We start from the raw sequence: 19,083 nt of genomic DNA, 5'->3' as shown, positions 1-19,083 counted from the left end.
ATAATTTTGTTAGGTTTCATTCTCGGTTTGGTTGTCCGCCTGGTGATGTGACTGAGTGGCTTCAAGAGGTGATGCCCCAGTTATCCTGACAGTATCTTTCGTGGGAAAGAAAAGGTTATAACTGAAGATTTAAACTCTGACAAAGGTATTATAGAAGTTGTGGAGCAGGTATCTAGTTTCATGAAAGGAAAAGAACTAGGCCTAGCCTTTATAGCTGCAAGAAATAAACTTTCATCTGAGAAGTTTGAGGAAATTAAAAGGAGACTCTTTAATTTAAATGTAATATCTCAAGTGGTTAACGAAGATACTTTAAAAAATAAAAGAGACAAATACGATAGAAATCGACTTGATCTATTTGTCAGACACAACTTACTTTTTCAAGTATTATCTAAACTTGGAGTAAAGTATTATGTGCTAGATTACAGGTTCAATTATGACTACATCATTGGAATTGATGTTGCTCCCATGAAGCGTTCTGAGGGATATATAGGTGGTAGTGCCGTAATGTTTGACTCTCAAGGTTACATACGAAAAATTGTCCCAATTAAAATTGGTGAACAAAGAGGAGAATCAGTTGACATGAATGAGTTTTTCAAAGAAATGGTTGATAAATTTAAAGAGTTCAATATTAAGCTAGATAATAAGAAAATACTACTTCTAAGAGATGGAAGAATTACTAATAACGAAGAAGAAGGGCTCAAGTATATTTCCGAGATGTTTGATATTGAGGTGGTCACGATGGACGTGATAAAAAATCACCCTGTGAGAGCCTTTGCTAATATGAAAATGTACTTTAACCTAGGTGGTGCAATATACCTAATCCCCCATAAGCTCAAACAAGCTAAAGGAACACCAATACCAATAAAGTTAGCCAAAAAGAGGATAATTAAGAATGGAAAAGTCGAGAAGCAGAGTATCACTAGACAGGACGTCTTAGATATCTTCATTTTAACTCGTCTTAACTATGGGAGTATTTCTGCTGATATGCGGTTGCCAGCACCCGTTCACTATGCTCACAAGTTTGCAAATGCAATCAGAAATGAATGGAAAATAAAAGAAGAGTTCCTTGCTGAGGGATTTTTGTATTTTGTTTGACATTAACTTTTTCTATTTAAACAATTTCTAACCTCTATCAGTCTCAATCCCTCCATAAAACTCTTTTCTTAATTACTTTGTCTTCTAAAAGTCTAACCCTTTAGTATGAGATATAGTAAATTGTATGCTTTCCCTGAACTCCTTGGCTACCTTCATTATCTCTCTTAATCCTTCAGTAAGCCTGAGAACTAGAACTAAATTCCTCAACTTATAGCCTTTTTTTATAGTTCCCATAATATTTTTTGCTCAAAGGCTATTTTCCAAACTTCAGTGTATTCCCAAATAAATTGTCTATGCTCCTATGTTCTTAAAAGGACAGTAAAAGAGATATAAAAGGTTTCCTGTTCTCGGGAGAACAGGAGCTGTAAGTTGACTCTAATAACGTATTAGTCTGGAATCTTAAAATCGGGAGGTTCTAGAGAAAGATAAAAAAGAACTCTCAAGTTGAAACTTCTCAGAAATATATTGAAACGAAAAAATATTTTTAATGCAGTATGGAAAACTTAATCTGGCGATGACGAAGGGTGACGTCCCTGAGTGGTGATGAAGCCCGCGATAGCTGAGCAATTCTTTTAACTATTGTTTTTGATTTAAATGTGGGTGCTTAACAATGAAGACTTTTCTCACCGAGCAACAGATAAAGGTGCTAATGTTGAGAGCTAAAGGATATAAGCAGAGTGAAATTGCAAAAATTCTTGGAACAAGCAGGGCAAACGTTAGCATTTTAGAAAAGAGAGCTATGGAAAAAATTGAGAAAGCTCGAAATACATTACTGCTCTGGGAGCAGATAAACTCAAAGGTGATAGTGGAAATTAAAGCTGGAGAAGATATATTTAGTATACCCGAAAAGTTCTTCAAAAAGGCAGACAAAGTAGGAGTAAAGGTTCCTTACAGTACAGCTGAAATCATAACGTTTTTAGTTGAACATGCGCCAGTTGAAGATAGGCTTGCTAAGAGGGATTTTGTGCTATTTCTAGATTCAAAGAATAAGTTAAGAATTGGTGATTGCCTAGTCATAGAAGAGATTAAAGAGGATTAAACTATTAGTAAAATCTCTACTTCTAAATTTTATGAATCCCTGATCAGCGTCTATTGTGACGATTAAGGACAGTCAAATAAAAAGGAAAGTTAAAGAGCAAGCATTTCTTTCGCTGTCTTTACTCCCAAGTCAAAAGCTCTCATGTTGATCTCTACAGCTTTTGGAGGAACACTAAGCTTTATTACATCTCTTACATGTTCCTCAGAGAGGGGAAACCCTGGAGTTTGTGTCAATGCTCCAATCAAAACAACGTTTGTTGTAACAACGTGCCCAGCCTCTATAGCGAGCTTTTCAGCATCAAATGCTAGGAACTTCCCCCCAAAGTCCTCCTCCACGATTCTCTTTATCTCCTCTAAGCTTGGATATCTTGCAATCCCCATAGAAACTTGAACGGGTGGAATTGGCCTAGCATTTGTAAATACAAGACCCCCCTTCTTTAGATAGTTGATATACCTCAAAGCCTCCACAGGTTCAAAGCTAAGTATGACGTCTGCCTTTCCCTCTGGCACCATTGCACCGTATACTTCCTCTCCAAAGCGGACATAAGATATGACACTACCAAAACGCTGACTCATCCCGTGAACTTCTCCAACTCTAACCTTATATCCAGCCCTAAGAGCGGCCCAACCAAGAATATTAGCAGCTGTTAGAATTCCCTGCCCTCCAACACCAGTGATCACAATGTTATATTCCTTTAAGCTCATAACTCTCCCTCCCTAACCTTCTCAAAAGCTCCAAACGGACATATCTGGGCACATCCACCACATCCCCAACACATTAGTGGATCGACTCTAGCCTTCTTCTTTTCAGCATCCCAATAAATTGCTGGACATCCATAAGCATTTATACAGACCTTACATCCAGTACACTTTTCTTCGTTGACTTGATAAATTGGCCACTGCTTTCCTTCTCTCCTGAGCTGCCCAATTCTATAGAGGGCACAGGCTCTTCTTGAAACTACGACACTAACTCCCTCAACTTCCAAAGCTTTCTTTATCGTCTCATAGGTAGCTTTTATGTCGTAAGGATCGACAACAGCAACAAAATCAGCTCCCATTGCAGCAGCAACTTCTTCGATAAGTATCCTTCTTCCTTCTCCATGTGGAGTCTCACCAGTACCTGGGTTGGGCTGATCTCCAGTCATTGCAGTCACTAGGTTGTCCATGACAACTATGAGGACATTTGAGCGATTGTAGATAGCGTTAGCTAATGCCGGCAAACCGGTGTGGAAGAACGTTGAATCCCCTATTGTGGCAACTATAACCTTCTTCTCCTTTCCAGTCTTCCTCTGTTCTTCACTCAAAGCTCCATTAAGGGCTATGCTAAGTCCATGAGCAATCCCTATTGATCCCCCCATAGCTATGGTAGTATCAACGGTCTTTAATGGCGGAAGAACTCCAAGAGTGTAACAACCGATGTCACTTGGATATATAGCCTTTGGACCAGCTGCCTTTCTTATAGCAAAGAATGTATTCCTATGAGGACATGCTGGACAGAGGCTAGGTGGCCTAGGAGGAACGATTTCTTGAACCTTTTTATATTTCTCATCAATCTCCTCAAAGTTTATTGGGGTATTAATTCCAAGGAACCTTGCTATTGCCTCCATAGCTCTCCTCGTTGTCATTTCGTAAACCCTTGGAACTAAGTCTTTCCCATGGATTGGAATTCTTACGTCATTATCATAAGCCCATAGCTTAACTTGCTCCTCTACTACAGGTTCGAGTTCCTCAACAATGAGAACCTTTTCAAGCCCATCGAAGAACTTCTCAAGGAGAGCATAGGGAACGGGGAACGGTGTTCCAAGCTTCAATATTCTTATGTTTTCAACACCCAACCAGGCTAAAGCTTCCTTAACATAAGCATAACTTAGCCCTGGAGCTATTATTCCTACTTTTCCATCTCCTTCAATCCAATTAAAAGGAGAGTTTTCGAATTCCTCTCTATATTTCTCTATTGTTTCAAGTAACCATAGGTGTTTCTTTCTCTGGAATGCAGGAATATCAACGTACCTCTCTGGATTCTTTTTGAACTCCCCAAACTTTCTCTTACCTTGCTTTATTTCCTCGGGAAGCTCTCCTAAGACGACATCACCCCTCATATGAGAGGTTCTTGTAGTAGTTCTAAGAATAACCATTTGTCCATACTTTTCACTTATCTCAAATCCATATTTTACCATATCCTTTGCTTCCTGAACGCTCGAAGGTTCTAAAACTGGGATATTTGCGAACTTTCCTATAGCCCTTGTATCCTGTTCATTTTGGCTACTCCACATGCTTGGATCATCTGCAACCATTACTATGAACCCACCATTAACCCCCATGTAGCTAACTGTCATAAAGCTGTCCATTGCAACGTTTAATCCAACATGCTTCATTGCTGTCATTGCTCTTAATCCAGACCAAGAAGCGCTTAACGCTGTCTCAAATGCCACCTTTTCGTTGGTAGAATATTCCATATAGACTCCAGCCCTCTTTGCAACAGCTGCCATTGTATCGGTTACTTCAGAACTTGGTGTTCCTGGGTAAGCAGCAAAAATAGCAATATTTCCTTCCAGAGCCCCTCTGACTATTGCCTGATTTCCTAAAAGAAGAACCCTTTCTCCAGGTTTATCCCACAAAACTATATCAGTAACTTTAACCATTTACCCCACCTCCAACATTCTTAGCCTGTTGCACCAGGGCATAAGCAGCGGCAGCTACATCTTCTGGCCTTTCGTAAGTTGGAATTCCATTCTTCTCCAACAATTCTTTAGCCTTTTCACTAACATAACCAGCCATAAATAAAGCCAATACAGGTTTTCCATTATTAACCTCTTTTACAGCTCTAATTATTCCTTCCGCATGCTCAGTAGGTGTCATTCCAGCAAAAGTTGGAACAACACATATTGCTATTAGAATATCAACGTTTGGATCTTGAAGAAGCAATTTTGCCGTTCTATAATAATCTTCTCCCCTAGCACTCGCAATCATGTCAACTGGATTTTTAACTGCAGCCATTGGCGGAAGGAAAGATCTAAGTTCCTCTATTGTTTTCTCCTCTAAGTTTGCGAGTTTGAGCCCCCTCTTATCTATTTCATCTGCGGTTAAAACTCCCGGGCCTCCCGCATTGGTCATTATTGCTACTCTGTTCCCTTTGGGTAGAGGCTGAGTAAAGGCCCTTGCCATGCTGAGCATCTCATCTATCGTATTTGCAACTAAAACTCCACTTTGTTTGAATGCAGCTTCATAAATTTTCCAACTCCCTGCTAGTGAACCAGTATGACTTGCTGCTGCTCTAGATCCACTTTCACTCTTTCCAGCCTTTAAGGCTATAACAGGCTTCTTCTTTGTGACTTTCTTTGCAACTTCAATGAACCTCCTTCCATCTTTTATCCCCTCAATGTAGAGCGCTATAGCCTTGTCTTCCTGGGTGTCTGCTAGATATTCCATGAGGTCGGCAAAATCTAAGTCTGCCATGTTTCCAACGCTTATGAATTTTGAGAATCCAATGTCCTCTTTTATTGTCTTGTAGACTATTCCCGCGCCCAACGCTCCACTTTGGCTTATGAAGGCAACATTTCCTTTCTTTGCCACTGTAATGAATGTTGCATTCAAGTTCGCATGGGTGTTCATTATTCCCACACAGTTAGGTCCTATTATTCTCATTCCATACTTGTGGGCTATCTCTACGAGCTCCTTTTCCTCCCTTTTTCCTTCCTCCCCAGTCTCCCCAAATCCAGCGGTTATTATAACTACTCCCTTCACACCTTTTTCTCCACATTCAATTAACGTCTGCTTGACGAATTTCTTTGGGACTACAATTATTGCGAGATCTACTTCCCCAGGAATTTCCTTGACACTCTTGTAAGCTTTAACTCCTTGAACTTCTTCCTCCCTAACATTTACCGGGTATACTTTTCCTCCCTGATATTCTTTTAAATTCTTGAAAACCTCGTAACCAAGCTTTTTTGGATCATTAGAAGCTCCAATTACCGCAATTCCTCTTGGATTAAAGAAGTAGTCAAGCACGCCTATCCACCCATTTCATGCTCGTAAAATTACCTTATAAGGTTTCTTAGGCCTCAATGAACGTTTGAATTCAATAATGAGCAAACCTTACGTTGGTAACAAAATGTTTAAAAAATATTTAAAAATCGTGCTACTATTTTTAACTTTGGTAACACAAATTAGGGAGGGATAAGATGTGCATATCCCAGACGGCCTATTGAGCCCTCCAGTGATAGCCGCTACATATTTGGGTTTTATTGCCGTTCTAGCGTACTCACTTAGAAATCTAAAGGAGTTCCCAGAAGAGAAGATACCACTATTAGGACTTTTTGCAGCAGGAATCTTCGCAGCACAAATGGTCAACTTCCCCATAATTGGAGGAGTTAGTGGGCACTTACTGGGAGGAGCTTTGGTGGCGGTAATTTTAGGCCCACATGCCGCCTTCATTGTAATGACAACGGTTTTACTAATCCAAACATTCTTCTTTGGGGACGGAGGAATAACGGCACTTGGAGCCAACATATTGAACATGGGAGCTGTGGGAGCGTATCTTGGCTACTATATCTACCAGAAAATTAGCAAAGTCAAAGAAGAGCTCGGAATTGCACTTGCAGCCTGGCTATCAGTAGTGATAGGAGCAGCACTAACAGCAATTGAAATAGGAGTTAGTGGAAATGTGCCATTTACAAAAGTGTTCTCCCTTATGGTTGCTTATCATTCGATAATTGGAATTGGAGAAGCACTGATAACCCTGGCCGTTATAAAAGCAGTGAAAGGTAAAGTAGCAAGTATTGGAGGTGTTCCAACATGAAAAGACAAATAATCTTAGGATTTCTTGTTATTATTCTCGCACTAGCAATTACACTTCCCCTGGCTTCCTCGAATCCTGACGGGTTAGAAGCCACTATGGAAAAAGTGGGGCTAGAAGAAAAGATAATATACACAGCCCCTCTAAGCTATGGAGAAAGCTGGATAGAAGGAGTTCTTATGGGGCTCTTGGGAGTTGCAATGGTGTTTGGAACAGCTTACCTAATAGGAATGTTGATCAAGAGGGTATGAGTATGAACGTCCTATTTCTCTTTCTTTATTCCTTCATACTCTCAACTAGGAAGGATATTTATGAGTTATGGTACTTTTTAGTAGTTTTTCTAGCCCTACTTCTTTATTTCAGGCCAAAAAAGTCTATATTCAAATCGCTTCTAGCTCTCTCGGGCATAGAACTTGGAATATTTGCAATGGCTATTTTTAACCCAGGTAAACCAATACTTTCAACACCATTCGGAGAGATAACTGAAGAGGGTATTCAAATGTTTGTGTTACTGTTTTCAAAAGCATTCCTGTCCTCAGCTACAATCCTCACAGTAACGAGTGCAGTGGGCATATCAACAATATTAAATGAACTAAAGGAGCTCAAAGTACCTTCCATTATACTACTTACTCTCGCATTGGCCTATGCCTACCTCGAGTTGTTCAGCCAAGAAATTAAAAGGATGAAGAGGGCATTAGATTCCAGAGCTTTTGGATTGTCTAAAGTAGAGTATTACAAAACCCTGGGGTTAATGATTGGAGAACTAGTGAGAAGAGTATATATAAGAGGGATAAAAGTTAGTTGGGCAATGCAGGCAAGGAATTTTTCTGAATTCCCTACATTTAGTGGGAACAAAAAAGTTCATCCATTATTTATAATACTCACACTAGGAGGTTTCTTCTTATGAAGCAGCCCATAATAGTGGTGGAGAACCTATATTCATCCTACGATGGGAAAAACTACGTTCTTAGAAACGTTTCATTTACAGTAAATGAAGGAGAATTATTTGGGATATTAGGCCCTAATGGTGCTGGAAAATCAACCCTCGTGCTTCACCTTAATGGAATATTAAAAGCAAAAAGGGGAAGAGTACTTGTAAGTGGCATTGATGTTAGGAAAAATCCCAGGGAAGTCAGAAAATTAGTTGGAATAGTGTTCCAAGATCCTAATGACCAGCTTTTTTGTCCAACCGTGAGAGAAGAGGTTGGCTTTGGCCCATATAACCTTGGAGTTAGAGGAAAAGATTTAGAGGATGTTGTCTTTAACTCGCTAAAACTTGTTGGGATGGAAGGCTACATTGATCGAGAGATAAAAAGTTTGAGCTTTGGAGAAAAGAAAAGAGTTGCAATAGCGGCTATTCTAGCAATGAATCCTCAGATAGTCATTTTTGATGAGCCGTTTGCAAACCTTGACTTTAAGGGAAAGAAGCTAGTATGGGATGTTATAAAAACTCTTAGAAAAGAAGGCAAAACAGTGATCATTGTTACTCACGAAGCTGAATATTTATTAGAATGCGATAGAATTTTACTTCTAGCAAATGGGGAAGTTATAAGGGTGGGGGAACCAGGAGAAGTTCTAATTCCAGAAATATTAAAAAGGAATAACCTAGATGTTCCTTTAATTATTGAACTGTTTTTTGAATTAGGCCTTGAGTTGCCAAAAAGTTTAGATGACGCCAAAAGGGTATTAAAATCAAAGCTTAAACTTGGATAAGTATTCTCTAAGAAACTCCACGTCTTCTCTCTTTACAACCTCCAGCAACTCATCAAACTTCCTCTCTCCCAGAGCCTTTTTAAGGTAATAATACAAGTCCACGGCATCCTCTATAATTTTACTTTGCCTCCTTCCTTCCTCTCCATATAGCTCGATTAACTTTCTGTTCGTGTCCAAAGAAATGTAGAGAGTTTTCTGCTTCTTTTCGTGCTTCAAGTCTTTTTCCTCTTTTTTTGATGGAGGAGCAGGTTTTGTTAAATCGTCCAGAGATCCCAAAAACAACTTTGGTATTTTCCCTTTTTCATTCTTCTCCTTCGGCAATTCTTACCACCTCTCTTGCTAACTTTTCAAAAGCCCTACTAGCTTTGCCATTGGGTTCATATTCAAAAATGCTCTTACCCTCTCCCTGGGCCTTTTCTATTGATATAGATTTTGGTATCGTTGGAAGAATTGGAGCCTCTGGATAAAGTTCCTTAAGCTCTTTTAGCCTCATTTGAGGCACTCTAGTCTGCTTGGTAAATTTATTTGGCACTATGCCCATAAGTCTTAAACTGTCGTTGGTTTCTTCCCTAATCATTTTCATTAAGTTAAACATGAGTTGCATTCCTATTACTCCAAAGTAGCTGAGCTCTAGTGGAATTAAAACGAAATCTGATGCCGTAAGAGAGTTCACTAGAAATACTCCCATGCTTGGTGGATTATCAATTAAAATATAATCATACTCAGGAAACACCGGTTTTAGAGCTTTCTCTAACCTTCTTTCTCTGTTGTACGTGTTAATTATTTCTATTTCTTTTGATGCTAGCATTAGATGGCTCGGAATTAAGTGAAGATTTTGGTTTATCTCAACTATTGTATCTTCAATCGAGCTCTCCTTTGTCATTAAAGTCCCCACATTTTTGTCACTGTAATTTATAACATCCATTCCAATTAAGGCAAATGTCAAATTGAATTGAGGATCAACATCGACTAGAAGAACTTTCTTTCCCATTTTAGAGAGGGCGTACCCTAGGTTAAGCGTTATTGTAGTCTTTCCAACCCCACCTTTTTGGTTGGCAATACTCACAACTACCCCCATTAAAGCCACCTAAAGGAAATGAAGAAGGAAAGAATTTTAAAAGTTTTTATAACTCTTTAAATCCAAGCTCCTTTAGTATTGCATCTCCCACAGAGGGCCTCTTTCTTCCAGCTCTTGAGCCATTAAAGTCAGGAAACATTTTTTCAATCCTTGGATCTCCAATTAATCTCCTGTCTTTTGGAACAACCCAGGAAGAAGAGTCAGTTAGAGCATTTACATTTCCCAGGATGTAGGGACTTCTAACACCAGTCATTATTACCATGGCTCTAACTGTCTTCCCCATCTCTGGATCTACCATAGCTCCCCATTTTATTTCGCTCTTCTCACTAAGCTTTTCGTACACTACTTCCATAGCCTTGTTTATCTCTTCTAAACTTACATCTGGTCCTATTGTAAAGTGTACCAAAGCTTTTTCGCCACTTCCAAATTCAACATCAAGCATTTTATTAGTCAAAGCATTGTTCACCGCATCAACAGCTCTATTGTTTGAATCACTCTCTCCTATTCCTATTAAAGCAGGTCCTCCTCCTTTCATTATGCTATAGACATCTGCAAAATCTATGTTGACTATTGAATTAAGCTTTATTGTCTCCACAATTCCTTTAACCATTCTTGCAATTAACTCGTCGGCAAACCTGAAAGCAGATTGTAAGGGAAGTTTAGGAACTAGTTCTAGTAACTTGTCGTTTTGAATTATTATAACGGTATCAGAGTATTCCAATAGTCTCTGGATACCCCACTTAGCTTTTTCTATTCTCACAGTTCCTTCAGTCTTAAATGGGAATGTCACAACACTAACAACAAGAGGCTCCTGGAATCTTCCATTATTCCTTGCAGTTTCCTTAACTATTCTAGCTACAACTGGAGCAGCCCCAGTTCCAGTACCGTTACCCATTCCCGCCGTTATAAAAACAAGATCGTATCCATCTACAGCTGCAGCGATTTCTTGAGCACTAGCTTCTGCAGCCAAATAACCAACTTTTGGATCTCCACCAGATCCCTTACCTTGAGTTATGTGCTTACCGAGAAGGACTTTCTTGTGAGCCTTAGTTATTGCCAAGTGTTGGGCGTCGGTATTCATTGCTATTAAATCTGCCCCCTGAACTCCAAGATCATAAAGCCTCGAAATTGTATTGTTTCCAGACCCTCCAACTCCAACAACTGCAATGTTTATCTTATATCCAGAAAATTCGTCAACAATTTCAGATTTCTTTTCCTCTTCCCCATCAAAGTCAAGCTTTATTCCTGCCTGCTCTAATAACTTCTCAAGCATTTTCCCCTCCCCCAACTATTATTTAACAACATACTCAGGAATTTCTTCTTGGATTTCTTCCTTGTAGAGCTCCTTTTTTAGAAGCTCTCTTATTGCTACCCTAATTGCTTCACTTCTATTAGGATAAATTCCCCTCTTAACGAGGGCATCTAAACCATGGATAAGACTTTGAGGCAGTTGGACACTAATGATTTTCATTCTGCTCATCTCTGAAACACCCTGAGCACCAGTATTCACTATTTTGACTATGCATATAACTAAGTTAAATATTTTTTGGCTTGATTTATTTTTCTTGTAATATGAATTTTAAAAAAATTTAATTTTGGTCCTTTGTTGACTTAATTTTTTTAAAGCTAAATGTTAAACAATGGTGAGAAAGGAATAAATAGGAGGAGTAAAATTCTACCCACATGCTTGAAATCAGAACAAAAGTTGGAGAAATATGCATATCAAAAGTATGGCTAACAGACGAGCAAATTAACAAGCTCTTCGATAGGTTTAAGGGAGATTACCAAGTTGTAAATGCAGAATGTGCAGATAAAGTTATATTCGCCACTATTATTGCAATAAAGGCTGTAAAAGAAGGAAGAAGCATAGCAAAGACAGTTCCAGGAGAAATTCTAGTGAGGCTTAGTGGAAATAGGCAGATAAAAGAGGCTATCAAAAAAGTTGGCGCAAAAGAGGGAGAAAATTACATCGTTACTTTTGGAGAAAATGCCTCCGCATTGCTTCAGAAAATCCTTTCAACACTTGAGATAAAGGAGCTCGAATTAGAAAGATGTGACTTGGAGTATGCTAAGAAGGCCTTTGAGGATATAGCAATAATAGAGGCCCTATAACTTTCAATTTAACAGATGGTAATCAAAAATTTAATTGAGCTATAGCTTTTATCTTTGAAATATTTTTGATAGAACCTTAAAAAAGCCTAAAACCGCTTTTTAATCCCAAACTCCAAAGAATTTATAAAGAATTTCCCTATTCCCCCATGAGGGAACTCCGTATGAAAGAAAAGAGGAAATATTTTATGGCCCACAGAATTGGAGTTATCCAGCGTTCAAAGATTAGAGAGTTGTTTGAAAGAGCATCTAAAATGGAAAACGTGATATCTCTTGGTATAGGTGAGCCTGACTTTGATACCCCGAATAACATAAAGGAAGCTGCAAAGAGAGCCTTAGACGAAGGGTGGACTCATTACACTCCAAATGCCGGAATTCCAGAGCTAAGAGAAGCTATCGCGGAATACTACAAGAAGTTCTATGGAATTGATGTGGAAGTAGACAACGTTTTGGTGACTGCTGGAGCTTATGAAGCCACATATCTTGCATTTGAGACCATGCTAGAGCAGGGGGATGAGGTAATTATACCAGACCCAGCATTCGTTTGTTATGTTGAAGATGCGAAGCTTGCAGAGGCAAAGCCCATAAGACTACCTCTAAGGGAGGAAAATGACTTCAAGCCAGATATAGACGAGCTACTAGAAAGAATTACAAAGAGAACTAGGATGATAGTCATAAACTATCCAAACAACCCAACCGGAGCAGTTTTAGATAAGGAGACAGCCAAAGCTATAGCGGATGTTGCTGAGGATTATAACATTTACATTCTGAGTGATGAACCCTATGAGCACTTCTTATATGATGATGCAAAGCACTATCCAATGATAAAATTTGCTCCCGACAATACCATTCTCGCAAACTCATTCTCGAAGACTTTCGCAATGACTGGATGGAGACTTGGATTTGTCATAGCACCTACCCAAATAATAAGGGAAATGATTAAACTCCACGCCTACATAATAGGGAATGTTGCTTCGTTCGTCCAAGTTGCTGGAATAGAAGCTCTCAGAAGTAAAGAAAGTTGGAAGGCAGTGGAAGAGATGAGAAAAGAATACAACGAGAGAAGAAAACTAGTCCTACAAAGATTGAGAAAAATGCCATACATAAAGGTAAGAGAGCCCAAGGGAGCATTCTACGTATTCCCCAATATAAGCGAGACCGAGATGAGTAGCGAGGAATTCAGTGAGTGGTTGCTAGAGAAGGCCAAGGTAGTAGTGATCCCAGGAACGGCCTTTGGAGAAAATGGAGAGGGATATGTGAGAATTAGCTATGCAACAAGCAGAGAAAAACTTATAGAGGCAATGGACAGGATAGAAAAGGCCCTAGAAGAAATATAGAGGGATAATTATGAAAGAAATTCTTAGCATTTTCATTGCAATCTTTTTAGCCGAATTTGGAGATAAGACTCAGCTAGCTACAATAGCTTTTGCCTCTAAATATGGATGGTTCAAAGCATTTGTCGGCGCTGCAACAGCTTTGGTCCTTGTAAATCTAATTGGAGCTCTTGTAGGTGAGAAACTAAGAGAATTTGTCCCCGCAAGTGTGCTCCACAAAATTGCAGGTGTATTTTTCATAATCTTTGGAATTCTAATGATAATAAAGGAGTGAGGGAGGCAAAATGGGAAGGTGGAAGACCGTCATATTGGACACCCTAGTTATGACGGCTGGTTTTGGAACGCTAACTTTTATGAGCGTTGCAAAGCCTGACATAATTGGGCACTTCAACATAACATCAGATCAGTATGATCTCCAACACGTAGCTTATGTTTTTGGTCTCTTTGTGGCCTTTCTCCTGGGGCACACAAGAATATACGAAGGTTCTTTCAAAAGAAGCGTAGGAATAGCCGTCTCCTGGGCAGCAATTCCACAAATCCTGATTCCATTTGTAGGAAACTGGAATATAGTCGTCTTTTTAAGATTTATCCAAGGATTTGTAGTTGGGCTAGTACCACTTTTCAGCACGCAGATAGCTAGATACTTTATAGCTGAGAGGCCTTTCGCCAAAGGAATAATCCTGTCAGGGATATTCTGGGGAGGAGTCTTTGGAAACATTGCTGCCAGATATTTGTTGGGATATGTAGACTGGAAAACGGGCTTTGTAATTACTGGCCTAGTAATATATTTAGTTTACTTACTATGGTTCCTCCTAGTTGAAGACTTTGAAATAAAGCATCCAAAATCTGGAGATGCAAGAATAAACGTTTGGAAGCTACCCTTCACGTGGGCTCTTGGATTTACGTTCTTCCCGGCCCTTTGGGTAATCTTCACGATAATAGGCTTCACAACCAAGCTTGGATACGACATAGGATGGACAAAAGATCACGTCTCAACTCTCTCAACAACGCTAAACCTATCAAAGGCACTTTGGAGCATAGCCTTTGGATACCTGGGATTTGTACTCTCAAAGAAGAACACCACTCCAAGAGGATTATTCAACGCAATAGTTAAAGTCATGATAATTGCCTATGCATTCGGCTTTGCAGGACTACTCCTGTACTCCAAGGCTATGCTATCTGGAAACTATGAATTAGCACTCTTTAGCGTAGTTTTAGTTGGTGCTCTACAGGGGACAGGCCCAGCATTTTGGACCAGCGCTCCAGCTACATATCCAGAAAACGTAGTCCCCAGGGCAAACTTTGCTTTAGGCCTAATTTCCAATTCAGCGAATGCCATTGCCCCAAGCATAACTGAGGCACTAGCAAGGACTAATGAAGAACTAGCATTGATAGAACTCTCAATGATGCCTTTAATAGGGATACTCGCCCTAATAATTGCTAGCAGAATGAAGCTCCCAGTTGAGACTACTTGAAGGAATAGCGGAAGAACAAGTACACCAAAAAGGCCAAAATTATTGCTAAAAGGGTTACCTCAATTCCAACTCCAGCCTGGGAAACTAAGAGCACAAAGAGGTAAGCGGGGATTGAGAGAAAGGTTGCAATGATTGCGTAAACATAATGAATCTTTGGTGCCTCTGCCCTTTCCATTTCTGTTATTTCCAAGAGAAGGAGAGATAAGGCAATAATAAAAATTCCTAAAATATTTGTGTAGCCTTTTAAAACTAGAAATACTCCTAACAAAGCCAAAAAAATCCCTCCCAGGGCGAAAGAGATAAACGGAAGAATTAAGAGAGGAATCAGAAGTTTCCCACTTGGTAATGTATACAGAATTAATCCAAGCATAAGGGCCAATAATATTGAGAATAATCTTTTCACCATTTTACCACCTCCAAAACAGCAGATTTTAGCGGAACATTTACATTCCAATCTATTATTGGAGCGTAGCTCCTAAGCTTTCTAATCCGAGCTTTTCTCTTCAAGCTGAGCAACCTAACGGCCAACTCCTCTTCTCTTGTCTTTGGCTTTATAAGTGAATACGGGTCAGGACTTATTGCAACAATTCTGTAACCAAACCTATACATAGTTATGAGAGCATCTTCACTCTCTTTTGTCATGAAGGGTGAAATGAAGATTATTTGAGCCCTGGGAGGGATTTTCGTCCTAGCTAAATGCTCCACTTGATAAGCTATCAAGTTGTTCTTGTCGGGACTTGCCATACTTAAGACATCTATGCACTTAAAGAAGTGCCGCTTTCCGTAATCAACCTTCATCCAAAGTGGAACTGACTCCGAAATTAAAAGCCCAAAACTTGTACCGTTCTTAAGGGAATCAAACAGAAGAGAAGCCGCTGCTCTCATCATATGATCAAAAACTTCTCCAGCCTTGTAAGTTGCATCAATGACCAAAACAACATCCACCTTCCTTTCACTTTCAAATTCATTTACCATGAGCTTTCCTACCTTTGCTGTTGCTTTCCAGTTCATTATCTTAATTGGATCTCCAGGGTGATACTCTCTAACTGCATGAAACTCTAATCCTTCCCCTATTCTTGGAGAAGGAAGAGGCCCAGTGGTTATCTTCGTTCCTTTAGTAGAATATGGAGTCACTATATCTTCAAGCCTGGGAACACCAACCACTTCATCGTAAGCTTCAATGATTCTATCCTCTTCAAAGATGCCGAGAGGATCTCTATAAACAATTCTAATCCCAGGAAACTCATGGATACCTCTTCTAACTTTAACCTTATACCTCAATTTTTTCTCATCTTCTTCCTCAAGAGAAATAACCCAGGAATTCTTTCCAATTACTTCCAGAGAAGGGGGAGTTAGGTCTTCAATGTAGAGTGACCTTATCCTCTCTTTGCTTTTTACAATAATTTCAATTTCAGCTTCTCCACCTTCAATAACTCTTTCTTGACTCACAATCCTCCTAACTTCGACATCCAAATTTGGCTTAAAGAATAGGGTAGAGAACATTATTAGGGTAAAAATCGGAATTGTAAGGAAAACGCCTGTCCATTTAAGAAAGGCATAAGAAGCAAATATTATTACCCAGGTGGCCACTGCTAGGCTGTAAGCCCTTCCGCTGGGCCTCATGTTTCATCCCTTACTCAAACTTGGGGACAGGAACTTTTTCGAGTATCTTCATAATAACGCTCTCTTGACTTACCCTAGTGTACCAAAGCTCCCTCTTTAGAATAATTCTATGGCTTAAAGCTGGAACAGCAACGGCCTTAACGTCATCGGGAATTACATAGTCTCTTCCTTCAATCGCTGCGTATGCTCTAGAGAGCTTCAGCAATGCCAGACTTCCCCTGGGAGAAACACCCACTTCAATGTTCTTTCTGTCCTCCCTAGTGGCCCAAACAATGGAGGTTATATATTCTATAATTGCTTCACTCACGTAAACATCCTCAATCTCTCTCTGCATTTCCAGAAGCTCTTCGGGCGAAAGAACAGTATCTATTTCAACTTCTTCCTGCTTTCTCTCTATACGTCTCCTGAGAATTTCCTTTTCATCCTCTTTACTTGGATAACCCACTCTCAGCCTAACTAAAAATCTATCCAATTGAGCCTCTGGAAGGGGATACGTCCCTTCCTGTTCTATTGGATTTTGAGTTGCTATAACTATGAAGGGGCGGGGAAGTTGATACGTTTTGCCCTCAACAGTGACTTGTTTTTCTTGCATGGCCTCCAAAAGTGCTGACTGAGTCTTTGGAGGAGCCCTATTTATTTCATCAGCCAAAAGAATATTCGTAAATACTGGACCTTTTTTGAATTCAAACTCCAAAGTCTTCTGGTTAAAAACATTGACTCCAATTATATCGCTTGGAAGAAGATCTGGAGTAAACTGCACTCTTTTGAATTCTAAGCCCAAAGCCTTTGCAAAGCTCTTCGCCATCAAAGTTTTCGCCAACCCTGGGAGATCTTCAATCAATATATGACCATCGGCAAGTATTGAAGTCAAAACTAATTTTAGTACATCATCTTTTCCAACTATTGCCTTCTTTACTTCTTCAATAACTCTTTCAGCCTTCTTATGCACCCTCATTTATTTCGCCCTCCAATAAATCTAATGCCTCATTTAGTCTTTCTAAAAAGTTTCCTTCTTCTTCAAGAACCTTTATTCCTGAGGGTGGAGAGCTGTTAAGCTCAGAATACTCATACCCTAAAATATTATATGCTTCCAATAAATGTTCTTTGACTATTCTCCTCGATACCCCACTCTTCTCTCCTCTGCTGATTATTTTTGCTAATCTCTTAACTTCATCCCTCCTTAACTCCAAAAAGTTTGAGAAAATACTTGTTTTCCTCTTAGGCTCCCATCCTTCCACTGATTTAATAAACAAGAGTGCCGTAACAAAAATCGCAAGTAGCCATCTAATCACATAAGAAGGGATCAAGAAAGCGCTTATTCCTACCAATACAATAACTAGGCGACCCTTTTCAACTCTCACCCTTAATCACCTTGTACAGTTCATATGCCCTCCTTGCGTCATCCATAGTTACCTTTTCAGGCGCATACTTGGCCTTTTCAAAGAGTCTAGCAAGTTCGACATAAGCCTTCTTCTTATATTCAACTTTCTTCGCATGTTCCCAGTGAGTCCAACTTTCCCGATAGGGAATTCCCAGGATTTCCAACCATAAGACAGCTTTACGATAAAATTCTATCACTGCCTCCCTAGGATCAGAAAATGCATCTACACCAAGATCATCAACCTTTTTATCAAAGGCCTCAAGCTCCCTTTTAATTTGTCTCGTTTTTCTTAATTCATTCACATCTCGCCCCATTGAAAGAAGTGCCAAGACGAAGATTATTGCAAAGAATATTATTGGGATGTAGACAAAAACCGAAGCAAGAGTTGCCTCTGAGGGTGTCTCAAAAAAGGAAGGAGGAACAACTACATGGTCTGTTGTTTGAGTAATGTTTTCCATTTCTTTAACCTTGAAGAGCTTTGAAAGATAAAACGATGCGTACAAAAAGAGAGCAGCTGCAACAATCAACCAATATTTCAAAAATGCAAGGCTAGCCCTTAAATGCCCTCTTGCCTCCAGATCCTTTTCACGAACCAGAATAACAAATGCTATCAACAGCAAGGCAAGAAAAATTAAGGATATTAGGGACATCCATAAAAAAAGAGCGCTCAAGATAGAACTACTAAATGCACTTCTTACCCTTCCAGTAGTTGAACCATACAATATGCCCATTACCACTAGAATGGCAAAAAATACTATCAAAGATTTTTTCATCGAGCTCTATTGGTAGTTCAAAATAAAAAACCTTGTGTGCTCATATATGTTCTTAAGTGAACAAGTTCTCATTATAAAGACTTATATATGTCATCTTACACTATTTTATTTCGATAAACTACTGGGAGGTGCATTGATGGGCGCAATTATGGACTTTATAAATTGGCTTGATGGAGAAGTCTGGGGACCGCCAATAATAGTGCTCCTACTAGGTACCGGTCTTCTATTGACAATAGTCCTCAAGGCAATACAGTTCAGAAGGCTAGGGTGGTCAATTAGATTTACACTCTTCGAGGGAAGAAAGAAAACGGGTGAAGGAGACATAACACCTTTTCAAGCACTAATGGCAACTATTTCAGGAACCGTTGGAATTGGTAACATAGCAGGTGTTGCAACAGCAATACACTTTGGTGGACCTGGAGCTTTGTTCTGGATGTGGATTACAGCCCTTGTCGGTATGGCAACTAGATACTCAGAAGGACTTTTAGGAGTGGCATTTAGAGGAAAGCTACCAGATGGGACGATGATAGGAGGAACATTCAACTTCTTAGAAAGAGGATTTTCAGAAGTAAGACACTGTCAGGATAAGCAGTGGGACGTTAGGTTTAAGTTTCTGATACCTCTTCAGAAAAGGGGAGAGAAATGAGGACTGAAACCATTATTTACTTA

The 19,083-nt window shown here is 39.5% G+C and carries 22 protein-coding genes, 1 other RNA gene and 3 pseudogenes; 13 read left to right on the top strand and 13 right to left on the bottom strand.

Going from position 1 to position 19,083, the window contains the following annotated elements; all coding sequences use genetic code 11:
- Both PWP39_RS07220 and ago read left to right on the top strand, forming a co-directional pair.
- A pseudogene (locus tag PWP39_RS07220) lies at positions 1 to 89 on the top strand (IS6 family transposase); the annotation flags it as partial.
- A 7-nt stretch (positions 90 to 96) separates the two neighbouring features.
- Positions 97 to 1,095, top strand: a pseudogene (ago, locus tag PWP39_RS07215) (protein argonaute); the annotation flags it as partial.
- Positions 1,096 to 1,179: 84 nt separating this feature from the next.
- Here ago and PWP39_RS07210 read toward each other — a convergent pair.
- Complete coding sequence (locus PWP39_RS07210; protein WP_158295412.1) at positions 1,180 to 1,329, bottom strand: hypothetical protein; 150 nt, start codon at positions 1,327 to 1,329, stop codon at positions 1,180 to 1,182.
- Between the two features lie 276 nt (positions 1,330 to 1,605).
- Between PWP39_RS07210 and PWP39_RS07205 the strand changes: the two genes are divergently transcribed.
- Both PWP39_RS07205 and enfR read left to right on the top strand, forming a co-directional pair.
- An RNA gene (locus tag PWP39_RS07205) (C/D box small nucleolar RNA) lies at positions 1,606 to 1,661 on the top strand.
- Between the two features lie 44 nt (positions 1,662 to 1,705).
- Entirely contained in the window at positions 1,706 to 2,134 is a 429-nt protein-coding gene (gene enfR, locus PWP39_RS07200; protein WP_011011652.1) for a transcriptional factor EnfR, read from the top strand.
- Positions 2,135 to 2,223: 89 nt separating this feature from the next.
- Here enfR and PWP39_RS07195 read toward each other — a convergent pair whose 3' ends face one another.
- Genes PWP39_RS07195 through acdAII form a run of 3 tightly spaced genes read right to left on the bottom strand, consistent with a single transcriptional unit; the run spans position 2,224 to position 6,141 of the window.
- Positions 2,224 to 2,838, bottom strand: a complete 615-nt coding sequence (locus PWP39_RS07195; RefSeq protein WP_288073347.1) for an indolepyruvate oxidoreductase subunit beta — start codon at positions 2,836 to 2,838, stop codon at positions 2,224 to 2,226.
- Positions 2,835 to 4,775, bottom strand: a complete 1,941-nt coding sequence (gene iorA, locus PWP39_RS07190; protein WP_288073345.1) for an indolepyruvate ferredoxin oxidoreductase subunit alpha — start codon at positions 4,773 to 4,775, stop codon at positions 2,835 to 2,837. Before iorA ends, PWP39_RS07195 begins: the two co-directional genes overlap by 4 nt.
- The gene (gene acdAII, locus PWP39_RS07185) at positions 4,768 to 6,141 is read right to left on the bottom strand and encodes an acetate--CoA ligase I subunit alpha (protein ID WP_011011649.1); all 1,374 of its coding nucleotides are present in this window, start codon (positions 6,139 to 6,141) and stop codon (positions 4,768 to 4,770) included. Before acdAII ends, iorA begins: the two co-directional genes overlap by 8 nt.
- A 175-nt stretch (positions 6,142 to 6,316) precedes the next feature.
- Here acdAII and PWP39_RS07180 point away from each other — a divergent pair, with 175 nt between their 5' ends.
- Genes PWP39_RS07180 through PWP39_RS07165 form a run of 4 tightly spaced genes read left to right on the top strand, consistent with a single transcriptional unit; the run spans position 6,317 to position 8,641 of the window.
- On the top strand, positions 6,317 to 6,931 hold the full coding sequence (locus tag PWP39_RS07180) for an energy-coupling factor ABC transporter permease (protein WP_011011648.1): 615 nt from the start codon (positions 6,317 to 6,319) through the stop codon (positions 6,929 to 6,931).
- Positions 6,928 to 7,179 carry a PDGLE domain-containing protein gene (locus PWP39_RS07175; RefSeq protein WP_011011647.1) on the top strand — a complete coding sequence of 84 codons (252 nt, stop codon included), beginning with the start codon at positions 6,928 to 6,930 and terminating at the stop codon, positions 7,177 to 7,179. Before PWP39_RS07180 ends, PWP39_RS07175 begins: the two co-directional genes overlap by 4 nt.
- A gap of 2 nt (positions 7,180 to 7,181) precedes the next feature.
- Positions 7,182 to 7,835: an energy-coupling factor transporter transmembrane component T family protein gene (locus PWP39_RS07170; RefSeq protein ID WP_011011646.1), complete on the top strand. Its 654-nt coding sequence runs from the start codon at positions 7,182 to 7,184 to the stop codon at positions 7,833 to 7,835.
- Complete coding sequence (locus PWP39_RS07165; protein ID WP_011011645.1) at positions 7,832 to 8,641, top strand: energy-coupling factor ABC transporter ATP-binding protein; 810 nt, start codon at positions 7,832 to 7,834, stop codon at positions 8,639 to 8,641. The genes PWP39_RS07170 and PWP39_RS07165 overlap by 4 nt, the downstream gene beginning before the upstream one ends.
- Here the strand turns inward: PWP39_RS07165 and PWP39_RS07160 are convergent.
- The 4 genes from PWP39_RS07160 to PWP39_RS07145 are packed head-to-tail and all read right to left on the bottom strand — an operon-like array spanning position 8,621 to position 11,199.
- Positions 8,621 to 8,962, bottom strand: coding sequence for a hypothetical protein (locus PWP39_RS07160; protein ID WP_011011644.1), 342 nt, complete (start codon positions 8,960 to 8,962; stop codon positions 8,621 to 8,623). The genes PWP39_RS07165 and PWP39_RS07160 overlap by 21 nt on opposite strands.
- A complete protein-coding gene (locus tag PWP39_RS07155; RefSeq protein ID WP_011011643.1) occupies positions 8,943 to 9,719 on the bottom strand; it encodes a ParA family protein in 777 nt (258 codons plus the stop codon). The genes PWP39_RS07160 and PWP39_RS07155 overlap by 20 nt, the downstream gene beginning before the upstream one ends.
- Before the next feature lie 46 nt (positions 9,720 to 9,765).
- Positions 9,766 to 10,992: a cell division protein FtsZ gene (gene ftsZ, locus PWP39_RS07150; RefSeq protein ID WP_011011642.1), complete on the bottom strand. Its 1,227-nt coding sequence runs from the start codon at positions 10,990 to 10,992 to the stop codon at positions 9,766 to 9,768.
- An 18-nt stretch (positions 10,993 to 11,010) separates the two neighbouring features.
- On the bottom strand, positions 11,011 to 11,199 hold the full coding sequence (locus tag PWP39_RS07145) for a ribbon-helix-helix domain-containing protein (RefSeq protein WP_048059034.1): 189 nt from the start codon (positions 11,197 to 11,199) through the stop codon (positions 11,011 to 11,013).
- 203 nt (positions 11,200 to 11,402) lie between these two features.
- Here PWP39_RS07145 and cgi121 point away from each other — a divergent pair, with 203 nt between their 5' ends.
- The 4 genes from cgi121 to PWP39_RS07125 all read left to right on the top strand — a co-directional run bounded on the left by cgi121 (position 11,403) and on the right by PWP39_RS07125 (position 14,637).
- The gene (gene cgi121, locus PWP39_RS07140) at positions 11,403 to 11,831 is read left to right on the top strand and encodes a KEOPS complex subunit Cgi121 (protein WP_011011640.1); all 429 of its coding nucleotides are present in this window, start codon (positions 11,403 to 11,405) and stop codon (positions 11,829 to 11,831) included.
- 161 nt (positions 11,832 to 11,992) lie between these two features.
- Positions 11,993 to 13,165, top strand: coding sequence for a pyridoxal phosphate-dependent aminotransferase (locus PWP39_RS07135; RefSeq protein WP_011011639.1), 1,173 nt, complete (start codon positions 11,993 to 11,995; stop codon positions 13,163 to 13,165).
- Between the two features lie 10 nt (positions 13,166 to 13,175).
- Positions 13,176 to 13,436: a TMEM165/GDT1 family protein gene (locus tag PWP39_RS07130; RefSeq protein WP_011011638.1), complete on the top strand. Its 261-nt coding sequence runs from the start codon at positions 13,176 to 13,178 to the stop codon at positions 13,434 to 13,436.
- Between the two features lie 10 nt (positions 13,437 to 13,446).
- Positions 13,447 to 14,637, top strand: a complete 1,191-nt coding sequence (locus tag PWP39_RS07125) for an MFS transporter (RefSeq protein ID WP_011011637.1) — start codon at positions 13,447 to 13,449, stop codon at positions 14,635 to 14,637.
- Here PWP39_RS07125 and PWP39_RS07120 read toward each other — a convergent pair.
- The 5 genes from PWP39_RS07120 to PWP39_RS07100 are packed head-to-tail and all read right to left on the bottom strand — an operon-like array spanning position 14,630 to position 18,414.
- Positions 14,630 to 15,043 carry a hypothetical protein gene (locus PWP39_RS07120; RefSeq protein WP_011011636.1) on the bottom strand — a complete coding sequence of 138 codons (414 nt, stop codon included), beginning with the start codon at positions 15,041 to 15,043 and terminating at the stop codon, positions 14,630 to 14,632. The genes PWP39_RS07125 and PWP39_RS07120 overlap by 8 nt on opposite strands.
- A complete protein-coding gene (locus PWP39_RS07115; protein WP_011011635.1) occupies positions 15,037 to 16,260 on the bottom strand; it encodes a DUF58 domain-containing protein in 1,224 nt (407 codons plus the stop codon). Before PWP39_RS07115 ends, PWP39_RS07120 begins: the two co-directional genes overlap by 7 nt.
- Positions 16,261 to 16,270: 10 nt before the next feature.
- Positions 16,271 to 17,215 carry an AAA family ATPase gene (locus PWP39_RS07110; RefSeq protein ID WP_011011634.1) on the bottom strand — a complete coding sequence of 315 codons (945 nt, stop codon included), beginning with the start codon at positions 17,213 to 17,215 and terminating at the stop codon, positions 16,271 to 16,273.
- Entirely contained in the window at positions 17,202 to 17,621 is a 420-nt protein-coding gene (locus PWP39_RS07105; protein WP_011011633.1) for a hypothetical protein, read from the bottom strand. Before PWP39_RS07105 ends, PWP39_RS07110 begins: the two co-directional genes overlap by 14 nt.
- Positions 17,611 to 18,414 carry a DUF4129 domain-containing protein gene (locus tag PWP39_RS07100; protein WP_011011632.1) on the bottom strand — a complete coding sequence of 268 codons (804 nt, stop codon included), beginning with the start codon at positions 18,412 to 18,414 and terminating at the stop codon, positions 17,611 to 17,613. Before PWP39_RS07100 ends, PWP39_RS07105 begins: the two co-directional genes overlap by 11 nt.
- Before the next feature lie 136 nt (positions 18,415 to 18,550).
- On the opposite strand from PWP39_RS07100, the pseudogene PWP39_RS07095 reads away from it, so the two are divergent.
- A pseudogene (locus tag PWP39_RS07095) lies at positions 18,551 to 18,988 on the top strand (alanine:cation symporter family protein); the annotation flags it as partial.
- Positions 18,989 to 19,083 lie beyond the last annotated feature (95 nt).

It is taken from the genome of Pyrococcus sp. (assembly GCF_030153625.1).
Classification (GTDB): Archaea; Methanobacteriota_B; Thermococci; order Thermococcales; family Thermococcaceae; genus Pyrococcus; species Pyrococcus furiosus.
Note: the sequence above shows the minus strand (reverse complement) of the source record. Positions and strands in the feature narration are given on the sequence as shown.